19 protein-coding genes are annotated in these 19,853 nt (G+C 38.5%); 5 read left to right on the top strand and 14 right to left on the bottom strand.

The window, feature by feature from the left end:
- Positions 1-5: 5 nt before the first annotated feature.
- The 4 genes from JZO76_RS07785 to JZO76_RS07770 all read right to left on the bottom strand — a co-directional run bounded on the left by JZO76_RS07785 (position 6) and on the right by JZO76_RS07770 (position 2,268).
- Positions 6-416 carry an acetyl-CoA carboxylase biotin carboxyl carrier protein subunit gene (locus JZO76_RS07785; protein WP_206903541.1) on the bottom strand — a complete coding sequence of 137 codons (411 nt, stop codon included), beginning with the start codon at positions 414-416 and terminating at the stop codon, positions 6-8.
- Positions 417-428: 12 nt separating this feature from the next.
- Positions 429-767 carry a hypothetical protein gene (locus tag JZO76_RS07780; protein ID WP_206903540.1) on the bottom strand — a complete coding sequence of 113 codons (339 nt, stop codon included), beginning with the start codon at positions 765-767 and terminating at the stop codon, positions 429-431.
- 145 nt (positions 768-912) lie between these two features.
- Positions 913-1,176, bottom strand: a complete 264-nt coding sequence (locus JZO76_RS07775) for a GlsB/YeaQ/YmgE family stress response membrane protein (RefSeq protein WP_206903539.1) — start codon at positions 1,174-1,176, stop codon at positions 913-915.
- 96 nt (positions 1,177-1,272) lie between these two features.
- Positions 1,273-2,268: a helix-turn-helix domain-containing protein gene (locus JZO76_RS07770; protein ID WP_206903538.1), complete on the bottom strand. Its 996-nt coding sequence runs from the start codon at positions 2,266-2,268 to the stop codon at positions 1,273-1,275.
- Positions 2,269-2,527: 259 nt separating this feature from the next.
- Between JZO76_RS07770 and JZO76_RS07765 the strand changes: the two genes are divergently transcribed.
- Positions 2,528-3,820, top strand: a complete 1,293-nt coding sequence (locus JZO76_RS07765; RefSeq protein ID WP_206903537.1) for an MATE family efflux transporter — start codon at positions 2,528-2,530, stop codon at positions 3,818-3,820.
- A gap of 101 nt (positions 3,821-3,921) precedes the next feature.
- Complete coding sequence (locus tag JZO76_RS07760) at positions 3,922-4,650, top strand: class I SAM-dependent methyltransferase (RefSeq protein ID WP_206903536.1); 729 nt, start codon at positions 3,922-3,924, stop codon at positions 4,648-4,650.
- Positions 4,651-4,896: 246 nt separating this feature from the next.
- Here JZO76_RS07760 and pnp read toward each other — a convergent pair whose 3' ends face one another.
- Both pnp and rpsO read right to left on the bottom strand, forming a co-directional pair.
- Positions 4,897-7,020, bottom strand: a complete 2,124-nt coding sequence (gene pnp, locus JZO76_RS07755) for a polyribonucleotide nucleotidyltransferase (RefSeq protein ID WP_206903535.1) — start codon at positions 7,018-7,020, stop codon at positions 4,897-4,899.
- 180 nt (positions 7,021-7,200) lie between these two features.
- Entirely contained in the window at positions 7,201-7,470 is a 270-nt protein-coding gene (rpsO, locus tag JZO76_RS07750) for a 30S ribosomal protein S15 (RefSeq protein ID WP_016173693.1), read from the bottom strand.
- Between the two features lie 305 nt (positions 7,471-7,775).
- Here rpsO and JZO76_RS07745 point away from each other — a divergent pair, with 305 nt between their 5' ends.
- Complete coding sequence (locus tag JZO76_RS07745; protein ID WP_206903534.1) at positions 7,776-8,396, top strand: FMN-dependent NADH-azoreductase; 621 nt, start codon at positions 7,776-7,778, stop codon at positions 8,394-8,396.
- Positions 8,397-8,622: 226 nt separating this feature from the next.
- The gene (locus JZO76_RS07740; protein ID WP_206903533.1) at positions 8,623-9,474 is read left to right on the top strand and encodes a MurR/RpiR family transcriptional regulator; all 852 of its coding nucleotides are present in this window, start codon (positions 8,623-8,625) and stop codon (positions 9,472-9,474) included.
- A 125-nt stretch (positions 9,475-9,599) separates the two neighbouring features.
- On the opposite strand, the gene JZO76_RS07735 is transcribed toward JZO76_RS07740, so the two are convergent.
- The 6 genes from JZO76_RS07735 to JZO76_RS07710 all read right to left on the bottom strand — a co-directional run bounded on the left by JZO76_RS07735 (position 9,600) and on the right by JZO76_RS07710 (position 17,617).
- Positions 9,600-11,330: an ABC transporter permease/substrate binding protein gene (locus tag JZO76_RS07735; protein WP_206903532.1), complete on the bottom strand. Its 1,731-nt coding sequence runs from the start codon at positions 11,328-11,330 to the stop codon at positions 9,600-9,602.
- Positions 11,323-12,525, bottom strand: a complete 1,203-nt coding sequence (locus JZO76_RS07730; RefSeq protein WP_206903531.1) for a quaternary amine ABC transporter ATP-binding protein — start codon at positions 12,523-12,525, stop codon at positions 11,323-11,325. The genes JZO76_RS07735 and JZO76_RS07730 overlap by 8 nt, the downstream gene beginning before the upstream one ends.
- A gap of 261 nt (positions 12,526-12,786) precedes the next feature.
- On the bottom strand, positions 12,787-13,419 hold the full coding sequence (locus JZO76_RS07725; protein WP_206903530.1) for a GntR family transcriptional regulator: 633 nt from the start codon (positions 13,417-13,419) through the stop codon (positions 12,787-12,789).
- A 196-nt stretch (positions 13,420-13,615) separates the two neighbouring features.
- Positions 13,616-15,571, bottom strand: a complete 1,956-nt coding sequence (locus tag JZO76_RS07720; protein WP_206903529.1) for a glucose PTS transporter subunit IIA — start codon at positions 15,569-15,571, stop codon at positions 13,616-13,618.
- An 86-nt stretch (positions 15,572-15,657) separates the two neighbouring features.
- Positions 15,658-16,557 (bottom strand): N-acetylmuramic acid 6-phosphate etherase, encoded by a 900-nt coding sequence (gene murQ / locus JZO76_RS07715; protein ID WP_206903528.1) that lies wholly within the window; start codon positions 16,555-16,557, stop codon positions 15,658-15,660.
- Positions 16,550-17,617 (bottom strand): MupG family TIM beta-alpha barrel fold protein, encoded by a 1,068-nt coding sequence (locus JZO76_RS07710; RefSeq protein ID WP_206903527.1) that lies wholly within the window; start codon positions 17,615-17,617, stop codon positions 16,550-16,552. Before JZO76_RS07710 ends, murQ begins: the two co-directional genes overlap by 8 nt.
- A 225-nt stretch (positions 17,618-17,842) precedes the next feature.
- Here JZO76_RS07710 and def point away from each other — a divergent pair, with 225 nt between their 5' ends.
- Positions 17,843-18,406, top strand: coding sequence for a peptide deformylase (gene def / locus JZO76_RS07705; protein ID WP_206903526.1), 564 nt, complete (start codon positions 17,843-17,845; stop codon positions 18,404-18,406).
- Between the two features lie 86 nt (positions 18,407-18,492).
- On the opposite strand, the gene JZO76_RS07700 is transcribed toward def, so the two are convergent.
- Both JZO76_RS07700 and JZO76_RS07695 read right to left on the bottom strand, forming a co-directional pair.
- Complete coding sequence (locus tag JZO76_RS07700) at positions 18,493-19,005, bottom strand: transcription repressor NadR (protein ID WP_206903525.1); 513 nt, start codon at positions 19,003-19,005, stop codon at positions 18,493-18,495.
- Positions 19,006-19,848 (bottom strand): chorismate mutase, encoded by an 843-nt coding sequence (locus tag JZO76_RS07695; protein ID WP_206903524.1) that lies wholly within the window; start codon positions 19,846-19,848, stop codon positions 19,006-19,008.
- Positions 19,849-19,853: the final 5 nt, after the last annotated feature.

The raw sequence follows: 19,853 nt of genomic DNA, 5'->3' as shown, positions 1-19,853 counted from the left end.
AACTGCTAATTAAAGGCAATCAAGGGATCACTTGCGTTGACAATTGCCCCCACCTGCACAAAGATTTCAGCAACTGTCCCATCTTTTGGTGCTACAATTTCATTTTCCATTTTCATCGCTTCTAAAATCATTACGGGTTGATTCGCTGTCACTGACTCGCCGGGATTTACTAACAATTTTAAAATTGTACCTGGCATAGGGGCACTGAGTGTGTGACTACCTGCTGATGCAGCGGTAGATTTTGGTTTATCTTTTGGTGTGCTTTCTGATACAGGTTGCGCTGTCGGTGTTGGCGTTGGTGGTGGTGTGGCTGCAGCAGGCATTGGTGCTGGTACTTGCGGTGTTACGCCACCAATTTCTTCCATTTCGACTAAATACTCTTTGCCATCAATTGAAATTTTGAACTTCCGTAACATATAATCCCTCCGTCATTTTCTTTGATAAATCTTTTTTACAATAAATTGTGAATCCGGTGCTACCCCGGCGGCAATACTTGCAGCAATGATTGCCACTAATTGCGTTTCAGGATTTTTTTTCATAATTTTTTTGACCACAAAAGAACTTCCCTCTTCGTTCCCAGCAGCAATACTTGTAGTAATCACACTTATAAGTTCATTGTCATCCTCATTGGGAATAAAAAAAGGTAGCTCTTCCCACTGATCATTGTCAGTTTGCGTTTTGTGTGCCACTGCATTGTTTTGTGAAACAACTTGTCGCTGCGTTGTATCGGTTTGTTCCTTGCCAAATAAACGGCTCCAAAATCCCATCAGGCACCTCCTTTAAAGGAAAATTTAAGACGATAAAAATAATAGCTCAATTAATTTTAACATAACATTATGTAAAGCGTTTACAAAAGAGTGAGCCATTTAATCCCATAAAAAAAAGCCATGCGAACTGCATGGCTAAAACTGACTAATAAAAACCGAACTGACGAATTTTTTGTAAAAGGTATGAACAGACTGCTAGACACATCACCGAACCAACTAAAGCGGGAATTACGTAGAAGCCACCAACTTGCGGACCAGTGGGACCAAGAAAAATTCGCCCGACCCAACTACCTAAAAAACCTATTATCATATAGCCTAAAAAACCACTACGAATATCATTTCCTATAATTAATCCAGCCAATAGACCTAAAGTGCTACCAACAATGAAAGACCAAAATAACTCCAGCATTCTGCCACCTACTTTCGTCACTTATTGCTTATATTTTATCATCATTTACAATAAAATTATAATTATATGCAATAAATTTCGCTTAAAAAAGTAGATTTAAGCAAATTCTAAAGAAGAAGACTTCTTTTTCAATGCGTAATCATAGCCATTAACGACATAGCGATGATTGCGGGTGAATCTTGCATACTTATCCACATATTTTTCACTGAACTCTTGTATCAAATAAGCCTCAGATAAAATACAGCGAGGCGTTAAAAACTCCTCAAAGCTATCGCCACAAAAAAGCTGCAAACATAAATGATAGCGATAAATTTCTTTTGTGTCTGTTGGCGTTAAACCAAGTGAATGGGGGTGGTTTTCTAATGCAGTAACGAAAGTTTGATAACTTTTAGGTAACCAAATCTCATTTCCTAATAATTGACGCAATAAATATAGCCATCCTCTTTCATCAATTTGATAAGGAAGTTGTGGTGCACGACTATGTAAGATTTTTGCTTCCATCGGGGTTAGTTTAAAGCCAAAATTTTGACGCTTTAAGCTAAGTTCTTGCATGTAGGACAATAGTGCTGCACTATCTCTTTCAAAGGGCAGCATCTGCATCTTTTTTAACTGCAAAATCAAGTAACGTTTCTGACTTTCCAAACCCATCAGGCAGCTTTGAAAATTATCATCTAAGCGTAAATTGAAATTTAACCACAATGGCCGAAGTCCTTCTAAACGTCGCCACACTGTTTTCCGGGCAATATAGTGCTGCTGTGAAAGTTGCGTGATCGTTACCAGGGGATCGTTTAGTTTTTGCCACAACAAGTGAAATGTCAAACTTTCAGACAAAAGTCTTTGCCACAAACGCGTTTGACAAAAATGATCTGCTAATTCAACCTGAATACCGGCATTTTGTGGCGTAAAATATATTCCGACTGCCTCTTTTTCCTCAATTTCTGCCCACCAATCACACAAGCGCTGAATCTTTGTCTTAGCGAAATGAAATGCTGCTTGCAAGTGCTCATATGCAACCAGCTCACCTCTTTGTCCCAACGAATAAATTTGCCAAATTGCTCGTTCATCTCTTTCCAATAAGCATTGATAGACCATCTTCTCATCTCCTTATTATTAAGGTACAAAATTAAAACTGGTCTTTTTTCCATTATTTGCTTATGTAACAACTTAATTTGAAAAATAAAATGAACCTTTGCTCATTAAGATTGCGTAATATTTGGCAAGTTGCTAAAATGAATTCATTCACATATCTGCAAAATCGCCGGGTTTTGCCAACAAAAAATTGTTGAGAGTAGCACTTTATCCCATAGGCCAATGGAGGATAAAGTTCTGCTCTTTTTTTGGAGGAATTTTTATGAAAGAAATTAGAGGCTATGTCACGCGGAGCGTCTTAAGTACTTTTGGTTTGTCTTTGTATATTCTAGCCGACACTTTTTTTATTGCAAATGGTGTAGGAACTTTAGGATTAACTGCTCTTAATATTGCTTTACCGCTCTTTAACCTTTTGAATGGTTTAGGACTACTTTTAGGAATGGGAGGTGCTACCTTGTTTGTCTTAAAAGGAGGACAAAAAAATTACTTTTCCCAGCTGCTTTTGACAGGAATTATCATCGGACTCCTCTTTACTTTGTTGGGTTTAATTTTTGCAGCACCTTTAGCTTCTTTACTGGGAGCAAGTTTGGCCACATTGCCGCTAACTACGACCTACTTACGTTTCATTTTAATTATGGCGCCTTTTTTCATTTGCAACAATTTGGTCTTAGCCTTTATTCGCAATGATCATAATCCGCAACTGGCGATGAAAGCTATGCTTTTTTCTAGTCTTTTTAATATTATCTTTGACTATATTTTCGTTTTCCCAATGAATATGGGAATGGCCGGGGCTGCACTAGCTACTGTATTAGCTCCCGTTTTAAGTTTATTGATTTTAAGTACTCACAAAAAGAAAGCCAACCGTCGTTTAATTTGGCAATTTACATTACCAAAATTCAAGACCATCAGCTGTAGCACACAATTAGGCTTAGCTTCTTTTTTGACCGAAATGAGTACCGGCATTAGCATTTTAGTTTTCAATCAAGTGCTGCTTGCTCTAAGCGGAGATATCGCTGTAGCAGCATATGGCGTACTTGCCAATATCTTACTTGTCGGCTTATCTTTGTTTACGGGCGTTGCACAGGGTATTCAGCCTTTAATCTCACAAGCGGCAGCAAAAAAAGAAGAAACAAAAGTTTTCAGCTATTTACGTTACGGTTTTACCGTTAGCTTTTTTTTAGCCTTCCTGTTGTATCTCGTTATAACTCTTTTCAAGTTCCCAATTGTCGGCTTATTTAATCGCGATCACGATGCGACCTTAACACACCTTGCAACCAAAGGGATGGGGATTTACTTTTTAGCCTTGTTTGGTGCCTGCTTTACTATCGTCTTTAGTATTTTCTTTTCTGCTGTCGGTTACGCAAAACAATCTTTTGCAGTTGCTTTGCTGCGGGGTTATGTATTAATTCTCCCCTTTGTAATTTTACTTGGAAAAACTTTTGGCATAGTCGGGGTATGGAGCAGCTTACCTTTAAGTGAATTTTTAACCCTATTGATTGCAAGCCTATTATTTATACAAGTAAAAAAAAGTTATCGCAGCGATATTTCCTACTAAGCGTGCTAAAATAAAAAGAGAAAGTAGGTTGATACTATGATTGCCCATAAAAGAGCCAAACGCCATGGCATTTAATAAAAAATGACATGGAGGAAAAAAACATGGAAAATATTTATGACAACGAAACATTTTTTTACAAGTACAGCCAAATGGACCGCAGCCAAAAAGGTTTAACTGGTGCTGGAGAGTGGCCAACGCTGCAAAAGTTATTACCAGACTTTAAGGAAAAAACAGTTTTGGATCTTGGCTGTGGCTATGGTTGGCACTGTCTTTATGCCGCAAAATACGGCGCAAAGAATGTAACCGGCGTAGATTTATCAAAAAAAATGTTAACAGTAGCCAAACAAAAAACAAAAGAATATCCTGTCCATTATTTACAAGCTGATATTGCCACAATTTCATTTCCTGCTGATTCTTTTGATATCGTCATGAGCTCTTTAGCTATTCATTATGTCGCTGATTTTGCTAGTTTAATTGCAAATATCAAAAGCTACTTAAAACCTGAGGGAATTTTACTTTTTTCAGTGGAACATCCCGCCTTCACGGCAGAAGGATCAGAAGATTGGTATTACGATGACAATGGAAATATTTTACATTATCCCCTTGACCATTACTTTACAGAAGGTTTACGAAAAACCAATTTCTTAGGGGAAAAAGTTGTAAAATATCATCGAACCCTCACAACTTATTTGCAGACTTTGTTAAAAAATGATTTTACGCTTTTAGATGTGGTAGAACCCTTGCCGCCAAAAGACAGGTGGCATGAAGATGGCATGAAAGAAGAACTTCGTCGCCCTATGATGTTACTTATCAAAGCACAAAAGAATTAACAGTAAAGTCGAAGTAAACTCGTTTAGCCTAGGAAAAATAAGTGTGAATTTTTTTAAATTGTTCGTCAAATTTTTAAAAGTTTTACCTTATTTCTTATCAGAGTAATTTGTGAAGCGCAATATCCATAAAAGTTCATAGCATTGGGAATTTTTTAATACCAGCGCGAAAGAAAAATCTTATCATTTTCCCAACTAAAAAGGCTTGGGGCAAGGGTTAATCAAACCTCTGCTCCAAGCCTATTTTTATTATTTAGCGTCTTCTTTGTTATCGTCTTTTAATAATGCTTTACGAGATAAGTTGACACGGCCTTGACGGTCAATTTCCGTTACTTTAACTAAAACTTCATCCCCTAATTTCACTACGTCTTCTACATTGTTTACACGTTCATTTGCGAGCTGTGAAATGTGAACTAAGCCATCTTTACCTTTGATTAAGTTAACGAAGGCACCAAATTTTTCAATGCGGACAACTTTACCTAAGTAAACTTCGCCAACTTTTACTTCTTTGGTTAATTCTTCAATAATCTTAATCGCTTTTTGAATCATTTCTGAATCAGCTGAGGCGATTGAAACTTTACCTTCTTGATCGATATCGATTTTAACGCCTGTTTCTTCAATGATACCGTTAATGGTGTCGCCACCTTTACCGATAACCACTTTGATTTTTTCAGGATCGATTTGGATCATTTCAATCTTCGGTGCATATGGGCTCAACTCTTCGCGCGGTTGCGCCAATGTTGAAGTTAATTCTTCTAAGATTTCAAAACGTGCTTTTTTCGCTTGCGCTAATGCTTCACGTAAAATTTGTTCTGTAATACCTTGAATTTTGATATCCATTTGTAGTGCTGTAATACCATCTTTGGTACCTGCAACTTTAAAGTCCATATCGCCTAAGTGATCTTCCAAGCCTTGAATATCTGTCAAGATTGTGTAATTTTCACCATCTGAAACCAGACCCATCGCAATGCCGGCAACTGGCGCTTTAATTGGCACACCAGCATCCATCAATGCTAATGTTCCTGCACAAATACTTGCTTGTGAAGAAGAACCATTCGATTCTAAAACTTCTGCGACTAAACGAATTGTATAAGGGAAATCTGTTTCACTTGGGATCACTTGTGCTAATGCACGTTCCCCTAAAGCACCATGTCCAATTTCACGACGACCAGGTGAGCCGGCGCGACCCGTTGAACCAACTGAAAATTGGGGGAAATTGTAGTGGTGAATGAAACGTTTAGACTCTTCCACACCTAAACCATCAATAATTTGATGTTCTCCTAATGGTGCTAAAGTACAAGCAGATAGAGCTTGCGTTTGTCCCCGCGTAAATAAACCAGAACCATGAACCCGTGGTAATAAACCAACTTCTGAGGAAAGTTGACGGATTTCGTCTAACTTACGACCATCAGGGCGGATTTTATCAATTGTAATTAATTCCCGTACCACATCTTTTTCTAAGTCTTCAGCTACTTGCTTGATTTCTTTTGTAATTTGAACCAAGTCTTCTGTTTCAATATTAGCAAATTTTTCTGCGTAAACTTCTTTGACAGTTTCTTTTACTTTCTCAATTTCATCTTCACGAGCTAGTTTTTCTTCTGTCATAACAGCAGTTTTCATAACATTGTAGTAGTTGTCGTAAATGTCTTGTTTTAATTCTGGATTAACTTGTAAAAGTTTTACTTCCATTTTTTCTTTGCCGACAGCTGCGACAATTTCTTCTTGGAAAGCAACTAATTCTTTAATTGCATCAAAACCAAATAGTAAAGCACCTAGCATATCGTCTTCTGACACTTCTTTAGCGCCGGATTCCACCATGTTAATTGCTTGTTTTGTCCCGGCTACACTTAATTCGATATCTGTTTTTTCTGCTTGTTCAACAGTTGGGTTCAACACATATTCACCATTGACACGACCAACTTCAACACCAGCAATTGGGCCATCAAAAGGAATGTCTGAAATAGATAGCGCTAAAGATGAACCTAACATTGCAGCCATAGCAGGTGAACAATCTTGTTCTACGCTCATTACAATATTGGTTACTTGCACTTCATTACGGAAGCCTTCTGCAAACATTGGACGAATTGGCCGGTCGATTAAACGGGCTGTCAATGTCGCGTCAGTTGAAGGGCGACCTTCACGTTTAATAAAACCACCAGGGATCTTACCAACGGCATACATTTTTTCTTCATAGTTAATCGTCAATGGGAAAAAATCTGTATCTTTTGCTTCTTTTGAGGCAACGGCTGCACTCAATACGGCTGTATCACCATAGCGGACTAAAACTGCTCCGTTGGCTTGTTTAGCTAATTGACCGACTTCAACTTGCAAGGGGCGGCCGCCCCAAGTTGTTTTAAATACTTGCTTTGTCATAAGTTCTCCTATCTTTCTGTAGATAGTGGGCTGCTACTAAACAAATGAAAAATTTAAAATAACATTTCAAAGCTTTCATTTGGTTAGTAGTTAGCCTTACCACTACCCCAGCTTTTGTTTAGTTTTTTATAGCAAAAAAAGTGAGATTCATGCTGAACCTCACTTTTAAGACGATAACGACTAACGACGTAATCCTAAAGCTTGGATCAATTCGCGGTAACGTTGTACGTCAGTTTTACGTAAGTAAGCTAACAAGTTACGACGATGACCAACTTTTTTCATCAAACCACGGTAAGAATGGTGGTCTTTTTTGTGGACGCGTGCGTGTTCATTCAAGTGGTTGATCTCTTCAGTCAACACAGCGATTTGCACTTCTGGAGAACCAGTGTCGCCTTCGTGGCGTGCAAATTTTGTCATGATTTCGTTTTTACGTTCTTTTGAAATTGCCATGTTTTTTCACCTCACATTATTATTCTCCCTGCGACTGAGTAAAGCGTTGGTGACTCGCCAAACCAAGTGACAGGTGGTGCGCATTGCACACAGGTATACTTTACTTGATTAGAAGAAAAAATGCAAGTTGAATCCTTTTAAATTTTACTTATCGTCTTTCACAAGCAAATAAATTGAAAATTATTAAATGTAACCGTTATAATCACAACGTGCGTTTTTTTATACGCATACATAGTTAAAAAAACTGATGTCGCTTGTTAATTGTGGCAACAAATACGTACTGGAAAAAATTGGAGGAAAAAAACATGACAACATTACTTGCAGTTAAAGGACATCCCCTTGATGCCAAAGATTCTCATGCAATTCAATTATTAGAAAGCTTTTTAACTACTTATAAAGAAACTAACCCCAACGATGAAATTATCGTGGTCAATCCTTATGCTGCTGATTTCCCTGAAATCGATGGTGATATCACTTCTGGCTGGCACGCTTTAATGAACGGGGCACAATTTAACGAGCTAACAGCTGCGCAACAAGCTAAGCTGGCTGCTTTTAATGGTTTGACAGAACAATTTGAAAAGGCCGATAAAGTCGTGATTGCCAACCCATTGTGGAATTTAAGCATCCCAAGTCGCTTAAAGGCCTGGTTTGACACAATCTGTGTTGCCGGTAAAACCTTCAAATATACAGCTGAAGGTCCGGTTGGTTTAGTTACAGGTAAAAAAGCATTGCATATTCAAGCAAGCGGCGGTTTTTATAACGGACAAGACTTCGCTGCCCAATATACCCGCCAACTATTGAACTTCATTGGTATCAGCGACTTTAGTGAAGTTTTAGCTGAAGGCTTAGACTTTGACCCAACCAAAGTCGATGAAATTATGGCAAAAGCTACAACAGAAGTAAAAGCTGCAGCAAAAACTTTCTAAGTCTTCTATTGACTTTGTTAGCCAGATAAAAAGAGTACCTCCGTAAAAATTGCTTTGAAATTTTACGGAGGTACTTTTTTTACTAAACTACACTACTTTTTCCTAAAGCAAAAAATTTTGGACCGTTAGACAAGCTTATCCTATGACAAAAATACGTCCATTTCTGACATCCTTTAGCATCCCCAGTGCATACCTTTTCTGTTATAATATTCTTGAGGTGATTGCAATGGCACTAATCAATCGAATTCAAGGAATGGAAAGTGAATTATCCAAAGCAGAACTGCGGATTTTTCGTTATATAAAAAAGAATATTGATAAAATACCGACTATGACAGCTGAACAAATTGCCAAAGGTTCAAAAACCAGCGCACCGACTGTTGTCCGCTTTGCCAAAAAAGTTGGCGCTTCAAGTCTGACCGACTTCAAAATTCAAATTTCAGCTGAAAGTCAACAGAATGGCGGGAACCAAGAATATTCAGATGTAAAAAAAAATGAACCAATTGCTTCTTTAAAAGAAAAGTTGTCGCAAAATGCCCAACTTACACTACATGAAACGACACAAATCTTAAGTGACGAAAAATTAGTGGCCGCATTGAAGTTGCTGGAAACAAAAGAGCGTATTTTTGTAACCGGCGTAGGTGCCTCTCATCTAGTAGCCGAAGACATTAAACAAAAATGGGACCGTATTGGTAAAAGCGTGTCTTTAGAAACGAACTATAACGCATTGTTACCACAACTTATCAACACTAAAAAAGACGCAGCCTTGTGGTTGATTTCAAATTCCGGTGAAACGCCAGAAATTGTTTACTTTGCTGAAATCGCAAAAGAATTGAAGATTCCAATTATTACCCTAACTCGTTTTGGTAATAACCGACTTTCTAAATTAGCGGATGTTTCCTTACAGGTTTCCCGACCACAAGAAGCTGACCTGCGTAGTGCGGCCACCAATTCGTTAATTGCACAGTTTTTAGCAGTGGATATTTTGTTTTACTCATATATCAGCCGCAACCAAGAAAATGCTGAAAAAATTTATCAATCACGGCAAATCATCAAAGACTTCCGGGAAAAACATTTTTAAATTTCGTCATTGTTTCTTTTTGTCTAAGCAAATGAGGCTTATGTATCCGCTTATTTCACGCCATAAAAAAATCCGTATTCCCTTTTGCTACGTGTTAGCTTGGGAATACGGATTTTTTATTTTGTTTATTTAACCCATTCATTTACTTTATCTGGATTATTTTTTACCCATTCTTTAGCAGCTTGGGCTGGATCTTTGCCGTCGTGAACGGCTAACATGACATCTTCCATGTCCTTTTGTTCCCAATGGAAGTTATCTAAAATTTTGTACGCTTGCGGTTGATCTTCTTTTAGGCCTTTACGAACCATCGTGTTGATTGTTTCAGCTCCCCCCATTGTCCCTTTAGGATCAGCTAAATATTTCAAATCATATTTAGCAAACATCCAATGAGGTGACCAGCCAGTAATAACAATTGGTTCTTTGTTTTTAATAGCTTTACCCAATGCAACAGTCATGGCGCCAGATGACGAAGATTCAACGGTCCAATCTTTTAAGTTCGGATAAGCGGCCTGAGTTTTATCTGCTGCTTTCATCACACCAGCTCCTGGTTCAATGCCGATAATTTGTTGTTTGGCCTGATCACTTAAATCTTCAATCGAATTAACAGCCATATAGCTTGGTACCACAATACCAAGTTTGGCACCTTTTAGATTTTCACCTAAATTTTCGACTTGATTTTTGTATTTAGCATATTGTGCCTGGTGTGTATGGGGTAACCACGCCGCTACCATGCCATCTGTTTCGCCATTGGCAACAGATTGCCACATCACTGTCATATCCAATGGTGTCAATTTCACATCATAGCCTTCTTCTCTTAAAACTTCAGCGACAACATTAGTAGAAGCTACTTCTGTATCCCATTCAACATAAGACAGGTGAATTTCTCCCTTATCAGAAGCATGGCTCCCAGCAAAAGTTGAGCCAAAAATTAAAGCGATCACGACAACAGCTACGCCACCTGTGATCCATTTTTGTTTTTTCTTAGCAGCAGGAGCAAGATTTTTATTCCGTTCTTTTTTTGGTGCATTTAATTTTTGCGTAAAACGGTCGATGATGATTGCTAAGATAACTAAAGCTAAACCATTAACAAAACCATTTCCGACTTGTGCTTGTTGCAAGGCAGATAAAACCCCACGACCAAGTCCGGGAGCACCAATCATTGATGCTGTTACAACCATTGAAAGTGCAAGCATCATCGTTTGGTTGATCCCTGCCATAATCGTGCCTTTAGCTAAAGGCAATTCTAGTTTAAATAGTTTTTGTTTCCCGGTCCCGCCAAAAGAATCGGAAGCTTCGACTAATTCACTTGGAATTTGACGAATTCCTAAATTTGTCATTCGAACAGTTGGTGGCAAAGCAAAAATAACAGAAGCAAAAACACCCGGCACCATTCCGATACCAAAGAAGGCAACAGCAGGAATTAAATAGACAAATGCCGGCATTGTTTGCATAAAGTCTAAAATCGGCGACACAATTGTATTGGCTTTTTCACTTTTCGCCATTAAAATCCCTAACGGAATCCCGATGATAATTGAAACGAGACTCGCAAGTAAAACTAACGTGACCGTATTCATCAAGTCATTCCATAGACCTTGGTTGTAAATAAATAATAGACCAAAAAAGGTTAAAATCGTCAGTCCTGGTTTTTTCTTTGATAAGAAAAAGGCAGCGACGGCCAATAAGACAATAAATAACAACGGTGGAATAAACAGCAAGGTATTGGTGATAGTGTCCATAATGACTTGACCAATCGTTTGCACGAAGTTAAATAACCCCGCAAAGGTTTTTGTCAACCAATCTGTAAAGTTCTCCACCCATTTTGCTACTGGAATTGCTTGTTGTAATAAATTATCCAACAAATTCCACCTCCTTGTCTCCGGTTTGAGCGAGTGCTTCAATCACACTACCGCGAATGACTACGCCCAGTAATTTATCATTTTCATCAACAACAGCTAAAGGTGCTTCAGCGTCTTTAATCACGTCAAAAATATCAGTTACTAGCATATCTTGGGGAATTTTTTTGACATTTTTATCAATGACTTCTTTTAGTGGTAATTGATCTCTTCTCGCTTCCAACGCTTTTAATGCTGTCAAACTACCCTTTAACTTACGTTTACGGTCAACTGCTAACAACATGCTGACACCTTCTTTACGCATGCGATTTAACGCCACGTTAGGCCCATCTGCTTCAATATTCATCGTAATTGCCGGCTCCATAATATTTTGTGCGGTTAACACCTTGGAGCGATCAACATCTTCAACGAAATCACGCACATATTGGTTGGCTGGATTCGTTAAAATTTCTTCACCGGTTCCAATTTGCATAATTTGGCCGTCTTTCATCAAAGCAATTCGATCACCAATTCGCAAAGCTTCGTTTAAATCATGGGTAATAAAGATAATGGTTTTTTGCACATTTTCTTGCAAGTCCAACAATTCATCTTGCATTTCCCGCCGAATTAACGGATCTAGCGCTGAAAAAGCTTCATCCATCAATAAAATTTCCGGATCATTGGCAAGGGCTCTAGCTAGACCAACCCGTTGTTGCATCCCGCCAGAAAGCTGTTCAGGATATTGATCCTTAAAGGCGATTAAACTAGAATTAGCCAAGGCTTGCTCTGCTTTTTGGCGTCGTTTTTCTTTTGAGACACCGCGAATTTCCAACCCTAATTCCGTATTTTCTAAAATTGTGCGATGTGGAAATAGTGCAAAACTTTGGAACACCATATTGATTTTATTACGACGAACTTCTTGTAAAGCTTCTTTATTCATCTTTGCAATATCTTTTCCATCGATGTAAATTTCACCATCTGTTGGGTCAATCAAACGATTTAACAAACGAATTAACGTTGACTTACCAGAACCCGAAAGGCCCATAATTACGAAAATTTCCCCTTCGTTTACTTCAAAATTCGCATCGTAAACACCGACTGTCGCACCGGTCTTCTCTAAAATTTCAGTTTTGCTTTTATGTTCTTTCATCATGGCAAGGGCTTGTTGCTGCTTTTTGCCAAAAATTTTTGTTAAGTGTTCTACTTTCACTTTAGCCATTTTGTTACCCCCTATTTATTTTTGCTGTTTTAAGCTAGTAAAACAGCTTGCCTAATAACGAAATGCAATAGTGTGTTTCTGCTATTAGGATGGAAATTTCAAGTTTGAAAACAACTTTGAAAATTTTCCTCTCAAAAAACTGACCACACTAGATTATCATCATGTGGTCACTTAGTCAAAAAAGAAAAACCAGGAAAAAACGTGAATTCGTTTTCCTGGTTATAACACTAGTCATTTATCTTCTTAAGGTTTTCTTAATATTTATCTTTTTTCTGGATAAAAGAAGTTCATCATACGTTGAAAAACTAATTCATCCCCTACAAAAAAGACCGTTTCGCCAACTTCAAATTTCGCATAAGGTCCCGGTGACAAAAGCAATCGTTCTTCATGCTGTAAGGCCACCACCGTTGCCCCTGTTTCTTGCCAGATATTCAAATCTTTAATGGATTCATTTAAGTGATTTGCCGTTTCGTCCAACTGAATTTCGTAAGGTAAAAACGGGGCCGTCTGCTGTATGCGTCTGGTTTGATTCACAAGCGTGTCTAGCAGCCCCGAAAAGTTTTCTAGCTCTTGTTGTTGCTGCTCCACGCTAGCCAAAATTTCTTTTTTTATTTCTTGAATTGAACTCACATCTTTATATTGTGCTAAAAAACGTTGCGCTTTATCACGAGAAGCAACATAAGCTCCACTACCATGACGCACATCCATAATGCCCAGATCAACTAAAACATTGATTGCTTTTCTAGCTGTTTCAGGGGAAACGTTAAAATTGCTTGCTAAAGTAGAGCGGGCATGAATTTTTTCGCCTTCTTTATAGCGGTTTTCGACAATTCGCTCTGCAATTTCAACAGCAATTTGTTGATAACGCGGGATCGTTAATTTTTTTCCGGCCATCTTCTGACCTCCTTGTCTTTCAATAACTTTCGTTTAGCTGGCTATTTCATTTTCATTATAATGAGAAGTTCTGCGTACTATTCTTACTATCACTTTCCCATTATTTTTCAAATTCTACAAGTATTTCGCAAAAAAAGTGAGGTAAAGGATATCCTTTACCTCACTTTACTTCTTTTACTCGAAAAGAAAAATTTGGTTATACTTCCACTTTCATAACTGGTGTTTTCGCTTCTGTTGCACCAATTTTTTCTAAAACTTCATTTTTTACTTTATCCATATTTGTCACTAAGACTAACATATCTGTGCCTTTGCCAGCTGCTTTAATTGCTGCTAAATCGACATCAGCCACAATCGTATCTGGTGTTACTTTTTGACCTTCTGCCACTTTCAAATCAAATGGTTTACCCTCTAATTCAACCGTATTAACACCCATGTGTAATAACACTTCTAAACCATTGTCCGTTGTAATACCAACTGCGTGCTTCGTTGGAAATACAGATGAAATCGTGCCGGTTACAGGTGCATAAATTGTGCCTTCTTTTGGTACAACAAAGTAACCTTCACCCATCATTTTTTGTGAAAAAACTGCATCTGTTGATTCTGAAACAGGTTTTACTTCACCATTTGCTACAGCAAAGAATTCAGTTGTCGCTGCTACTTCGCTGACAGGTGTAGTTTGTACTGGTGAAACAGCTGTTGTTGGTTCTTCTGCCATTTTTTCAGCTGCCAATTTTTCTTTTGGAATGCCAAAGAAATAAGTTGCCACAAAACCACCAGCGTAACCTGCCAATAAGCCTAATACATAACCTAACCAATGGCCGTTAGCAATTAATGGAATTAATGCTGCACCAGAAGGTCCAATTGCGGTTGCGCCAACATTACCTAAAGCGCCGATTACTGCACCCCCAACACCACCACCGATACAAGCAGTGATAAATGGTTTACCAAGTGGTAGTGTTACCCCGTAAATTAACGGTTCGCCAATTCCTAAAATACCAACTGGTAACGCACCTTTGATCATTTCTGTTAATTCTTTGTCTTTACGTAAACGAATCCATAATGCCAAAGCCGCCCCAACTTGACCAGCACCAGCCATTGCTAAAATTGGCAATAATTGTGTGCTGCCTGTTGCTTCAATCATTTGAATATGAATTGGTGTTAAAATTTGGTGTAAACCAAACATAACCATCGGCAAGAAACTTGCCCCTAATACAAAACCAGAAAATGCACCGCCGACGTTTAAGATCCAGTTAATCCCGCCAACTAAACCATTTGAAACAAAACCAGCTAAAGGCATAATTAAGAAAATTTCCGCTAATCCGATAACAAGTAATGAAATGGTTGGTGTTACAATAATGTCAATTGCTTCTGGGACGATATCATGTAATTTTTTCTCAACTTTTGAAAGTAACCATACTGCAAAGATAACACCTAAAATACCACCTTGTTGTGGCGCTAAAGGTTGACCATTAAAAAGGTTGGTGATTGGTGCTTCTGGGTTCATCCCAGTTAAGGTTACGACCCCACCAATTACCCCACCAAGTGTTGGTGTTGCACCAAAAACTTGGGCTGCATTAACACCTGTGTAGATGACTAGAAAAGAGAACATCCCATTTTTTAAGATATTCATAACATCGATATATTGTTGCCATGTCGCAGCATCTAACCGTCCAGCCGTAACCATATTGGCTAAAACAGAAGCAATACCTGCAACTAAACCAGCGCCAACAAAAGCCGGAATCATTGGTACAAAAATATTAGAAATATCTTTTAAAAGTGCTTTGAATGGTGATTGTTTTTGTTTGGCTTTTTGTGCTGCTTTCATTTCTGCGGCTTTTTGATTAAGTGCATCTTTACCATTTGTAGTAGCTTTAATTTCTTCACCTAAAGAAACACCCGCTTGACTTGCCATTTCTTTTGCAACTTTATTAACCTTCCCAGGACCAATAATTACTTGTAGTTGTTCATCATCCACTACACCCAATACGCCTGGAATCGCTTTTAATTGTGCTTCATTAACTTCATCACGATCGCGAACCGACATTCTTACCCGCGTCATACAGTGGGTTACGCTTTCAACATTGTTCATGCCACCGGCGCCTTTATAAATCTCTTTTGCCAACTGCTCTAAACTCAATTCTTCTTTTGCCATTCTAACTTTCCTCCTTGAAATCATAAATTGTTTAAAATCTTCTTATTCAAGGAGCTGTAATAGTTTACTACAGCTCCATAATGCCATTAGTTTAATGTTTGTTTTACAAAACCATCTGCTGCCACTAATTTTTCAGCGGCGGTTTCTTTATTGCTGTCTGTCAAAATCATGACGATGGCTAATTTAACATTTTCATCTGCTGCTGTAAAGAAGCGTGCTGCTGTTTGATAATCCACCTCTGTTGCTTGCATGATGATTCTTTTTGAGCGTTCAACTAATTTTTCATTGGTTGCTTTTACATCCACCATTAAGTTGTTATAAACTTTGCCGATGCCAATCATTGAAATTGTTGAAATCATATTTAAGATTAATTTTTGTGCTGTTCCAGATTTCAAACGCGTAGAGCCCGTTAAAAATTCAGGACCACAGTCAACTTCAATTGGGAATTGTGCATGTTTAGAAATTTCCGCATCTTTATTGCATGAAATCGTACCCGTAGCAGCGCCAACTTGGCGGGCATAATCTAAACCACCAATAACATAAGGCGTCCGTCCACTAGCTGCAATGCCGACCACCATATCATTTTCGTTTAATTTCAATTCATGTAAATCATTGGCCCCAAGTTCTGCAGAATCTTCTGCACCTTCAACAGCGACGGTCATCGCTTTGTCACCACCTGCAATAAGGCCGATTACCATTTCTGGTTCTACACCAAAAGTCGGTACACATTCTGCAGCGTCTAAGACCCCTAAACGGCCTGAAGTGCCAGCCCCCATATAAATTAAACGGCCGCCTTTTTTGAAAGCTGCAATTGTTGCTTCGACTACTTTTTCAATGCTAGCCAATTCTTTTTCAACCGCTAAAGCAACTTTTTGATCTTCTTGATTCATTTTTTGACAAGCTTCTTTAACTGACATCTCATCTAAGCCAAAGGTTGCTTCATTACGGCGCTCTGTTGTTAAGTTTTCTAAATTAATCTTACTCATGTTCTTCCTCCATTTGTTCAAGTGTAAATTTCATGCCACCTCTAATGTGACGAACTAAATCTTTTTCTTCTGCTACAACTTCTGCTACTACGTTAATTTTGTCATTTGCAGGTAGTGCTTCTTGGCAAAGTTGAATTTCACCTGTATAACGTAAATATTTTTCATTATCTACGGTGACACTTCCTAATGTACGGGATACTGTATTTTGGGCTGCAATGTGGGGAATCTTACGAAATCTCGCATCCGCACTGCGAATGACCGCCTGCGCTTCATCGAGCCGATTCACATGCTCGCCTAAAACATAAGAAAAATATTCCGTCCCACAATCATTGACACGTAATAAAATTTCGTTGTTATTTATAAAACGTTCAAATTGTTTTTTTGTCCGTTCTTTTAAGCCTCCGTCACCAATATAGATCAAATCAACTGCTGACTTTTTCTGCCATAAGGCGCAAGCCAAAGGGTGGTGGTAACGATCTTGCTCTAATGTTGGTAACCCTTCATAAAGCGGACCTCTTAAATTGGCATCACCTGGCACAAAGGCTTGAATAGTAAATCCATTTGCTTTTAGCCAGTGATTCTTTTCTAAAAACCAATCTTCAGCTAAACCAGTTTCTGGTCGCGGATAATAATTGTGCCAAGCTTCTAAGTGTGAAAAATCGGCATTTGCTGCCTTTAATTCAGCAATATCTTGTTGGGTGACCGTGCTAGCATTTAATGCTATTTGCAACTGGTGACTAAAGTTGGCGATTTGTTTATTGCTGATATGGTAATCCATACGCAGACCAGTCACGCCAATTGCTGTCAATTCAGCTAAGTTTTCCATTTGAAAACCGGCATTAATTAACGCGTTACCAGAAATGTCTACCATCAAATCCAACTGGAATTCTTGACACCAACTCCCTAATTGGCTAAGACGTTCTCTGTATTTTGTTGCGTCATCTTCTGGAATGTGTAAAGAAGTAAAGATGCCTTTAAAACCAGCTTGTGCCATTTGCGCCACATAGTCTTTTTGCTGTTGGGACAGTGTTTCATTTAAAAAAATCGAAAAGCCAAACAATGAAATCCCTCCATCTTTTATGAAAAAACGATTAGTAATCGCTTACACTTCGGAGTATACATCATGATTTATTTTTACGCAACCTTTTTTCGTTATTTTTATTATTTTTTTGAAATAACATTTCTTACACTTTGCAAAAATTTAAGAAGAAAATTTCAAAGCCCCACCAAATAGCATTCTGTGGTAAACTTACTTTTAGGAAAATCAACTTTGAGGTGAAAAATCATGATTACGATGGATGACATCATTAGAGAAGGTAATCCCACTTTGCGGGAAGTTGCCAAAGAAGTACCCATGCCCCCAACGTCAGAAGAAAAGAAACTTGGGGAAGAAATGTTAGAGTTTTTAAAAAATAGTCAAGATCCAATCAAGGCAGAAGAAATGCATCTGCGCGGCGGAGTTGGCTTAGCTGCGCCACAATTAGATATTTCAAAACGTTTAATTGCTGTCCACGTACCTAGCAACGATCCAGAAAATGATACACCAGTTATTAGTACTGTTATGTTCAATCCTAAAATTTTGAGCCATTCAGTCCAAGATGCCTGTCTAGGTGAAGGCGAAGGCTGTCTGTCAGTTGATCGTGAAGTACCTGGTTACGTTGTGCGCCATGCACGCATCAGTGTTTCTTATTATGATGAAGATGGTATTAAACATAAACGTCGTCTTAAAAACTACGAAGCCATTGTGGTGCAACATGAAATTGACCACTTAAATGGTGTCATGTTCTACGATCACATTAATGAAGAAAACCCATTCTCCTTAAAAGAAGGCGTATTGGTAATTGAGTAAGAAAAATTAGCCAAGCAAGATAAAAAGCCGCACAAACTTTACGAAAAAAGTTTGCGCGGCTTTTTATTTTGTCTAAACAAGTTCGTTTATTCTTGGTATAAAATACCTGCTTTTGCTAAAGCATTTTTTATATTAACGAAATCCTCATCTTTTTCATAAGCAATCGTATGTAGATGAATGCCATTGGTTAATTCTGAAAGTAAGCTGGCATTGGATTGCTGGTATTTTTTCATAAAAGCTGCTACATCTGCTGGCGTTTTTATTTGCAAGTTGCCTGTTAATTCACCATAAATCTCGTGCTCGACAATGACATCAACTACCTCACCGCCATTTTGTACAATCAGATTTAATTCTTCATTGGTTCGGCTGGCATCATGCTGCACGACAATCTTGCCTAATTTGCCGTGACGCTTTTCTTGCAGTAAATATCCGCGGGCGGTCGCTTTTATTTCTAATCCAGAGGCACGCATCAACGCGATATCTCCTACGATGATTTGGCGACTAACTGCAAATTGCTGAGCAAACTTGGAGGCACTAATTGGCTTTTGCGCAGTCTTCAACTGTTCTGCAATCACCTCACGTCGCTTTTTTCCCTCCATCTACTTCTCACCTTCTGACAATTTCTGCTGTTGATAGTTGCGCGAATGCACCATAATATCGGCAAAAGTGGCTGTGATTGTCTGCTTATAGTCAGTATTTTTGACATTTTCAGCTACCTTTTGTAAAACAGCGGCTTCTCGTTTTACATCTAAGACTGGTTGTGCCTGTTCCTTTTTAAAAGCGGCAATTTGGCTGACTGCCATCATCCGCCTTTCAAGTAAACTTACCAATTCTCGGTCAATTTGATCAATTTCTTTACGCGCATTGTCTAATGGGCTTTTGGCATTATCCTCATCAATCATTCTTATCACCCGCGCAGGATTGCCTGCTATTACCACATTATCAAGATAAGATTTAGTCACGACACTACCTGCAGCAACTACGACATTATCCCCTAAGGTAATTCCCGGCAAAATAATTGAGCCTGCTCCTAACCACGCATTGTTCCCAATTGTAATCGGCTTGCCGCTTTCTAACCCGCTGTTGCGTTTAACTGGATTTAAAGGATGTGTTGCGGTTAAAAGCTGAACATTTGGCGCAATCATGCAGTTGTCACCAATTGTAATCGGACAAACATCTAGCAGAACACAATTAAAGTTGGCATAAAAGTTTTTCCCCACCGTAATATTGTAGCCGTAGTCAAATTGCACGGTTGGTTCCATGTAAATATTTCCTGCTACATTGCCAAAAGTTTCTTTTAAAAGCTGGCTCCGAAGCGCCGCATCTTCTTCTTTGTTAATCAATTGCATTTGCTCTCTAGCAAATTTACGTTCGCTAACTAATTCAGGATCTTCTGAAAAGTACAGTTGTCCTGCAATCATTTTTTCTTTTTCACTAACCATTAGTA

The organism is Candidatus Enterococcus myersii (assembly GCF_017316025.1).
GTDB classification, from domain to species: domain Bacteria; phylum Bacillota; class Bacilli; order Lactobacillales; family Enterococcaceae; genus Enterococcus_C; species Enterococcus_C montenegrensis.
This window is presented reverse-complemented; position numbering and strand designations above follow the sequence as displayed.

Bases quoted from the DNA above. Each gene is read 5' to 3' on its own strand.
- JZO76_RS07785 (WP_206903541.1), bottom strand. From the start codon at position 416: ATGTTACGGAAGTTCAAAATTTCAATTGATGGCAAAGAGTATTTAGTC.
- def (WP_206903526.1), top strand. From the start codon at position 17,843: ATGATTACGATGGATGACATCATTAGAGAAGGTAATCCCACTTTGCGG.
- JZO76_RS07725 (WP_206903530.1), bottom strand. From the start codon at position 13,419: ATGGCCGGAAAAAAATTAACGATCCCGCGTTATCAACAAATTGCTGTT.
- rpsO (WP_016173693.1), bottom strand. From the start codon at position 7,470: ATGGCAATTTCAAAAGAACGTAAAAACGAAATCATGACAAAATTTGCA.
- JZO76_RS07780 (WP_206903540.1), bottom strand. From the start codon at position 767: ATGGGATTTTGGAGCCGTTTATTTGGCAAGGAACAAACCGATACAACG.
- murQ (WP_206903528.1), bottom strand. From the start codon at position 16,557: ATGAGTAAGATTAATTTAGAAAACTTAACAACAGAGCGCCGTAATGAA.
- JZO76_RS07770 (WP_206903538.1), bottom strand. From the start codon at position 2,268: ATGGTCTATCAATGCTTATTGGAAAGAGATGAACGAGCAATTTGGCAA.
- JZO76_RS07775 (WP_206903539.1), bottom strand. From the start codon at position 1,176: ATGCTGGAGTTATTTTGGTCTTTCATTGTTGGTAGCACTTTAGGTCTA.
- pnp (WP_206903535.1), bottom strand. From the start codon at position 7,020: ATGACAAAGCAAGTATTTAAAACAACTTGGGGCGGCCGCCCCTTGCAA.
- JZO76_RS07720 (WP_206903529.1), bottom strand. From the start codon at position 15,571: ATGGCAAAAGAAGAATTGAGTTTAGAGCAGTTGGCAAAAGAGATTTAT.
- JZO76_RS07730 (WP_206903531.1), bottom strand. From the start codon at position 12,525: ATGGCTAAAGTGAAAGTAGAACACTTAACAAAAATTTTTGGCAAAAAG.
- JZO76_RS07695 (WP_206903524.1), bottom strand. From the start codon at position 19,848: ATGGTTAGTGAAAAAGAAAAAATGATTGCAGGACAACTGTACTTTTCA.
- JZO76_RS07740 (WP_206903533.1), top strand. From the start codon at position 8,623: ATGGCACTAATCAATCGAATTCAAGGAATGGAAAGTGAATTATCCAAA.
- JZO76_RS07745 (WP_206903534.1), top strand. From the start codon at position 7,776: ATGACAACATTACTTGCAGTTAAAGGACATCCCCTTGATGCCAAAGAT.
- JZO76_RS07760 (WP_206903536.1), top strand. From the start codon at position 3,922: ATGGAAAATATTTATGACAACGAAACATTTTTTTACAAGTACAGCCAA.
- JZO76_RS07765 (WP_206903537.1), top strand. From the start codon at position 2,528: ATGAAAGAAATTAGAGGCTATGTCACGCGGAGCGTCTTAAGTACTTTT.
- JZO76_RS07700 (WP_206903525.1), bottom strand. From the start codon at position 19,005: ATGGAGGGAAAAAAGCGACGTGAGGTGATTGCAGAACAGTTGAAGACT.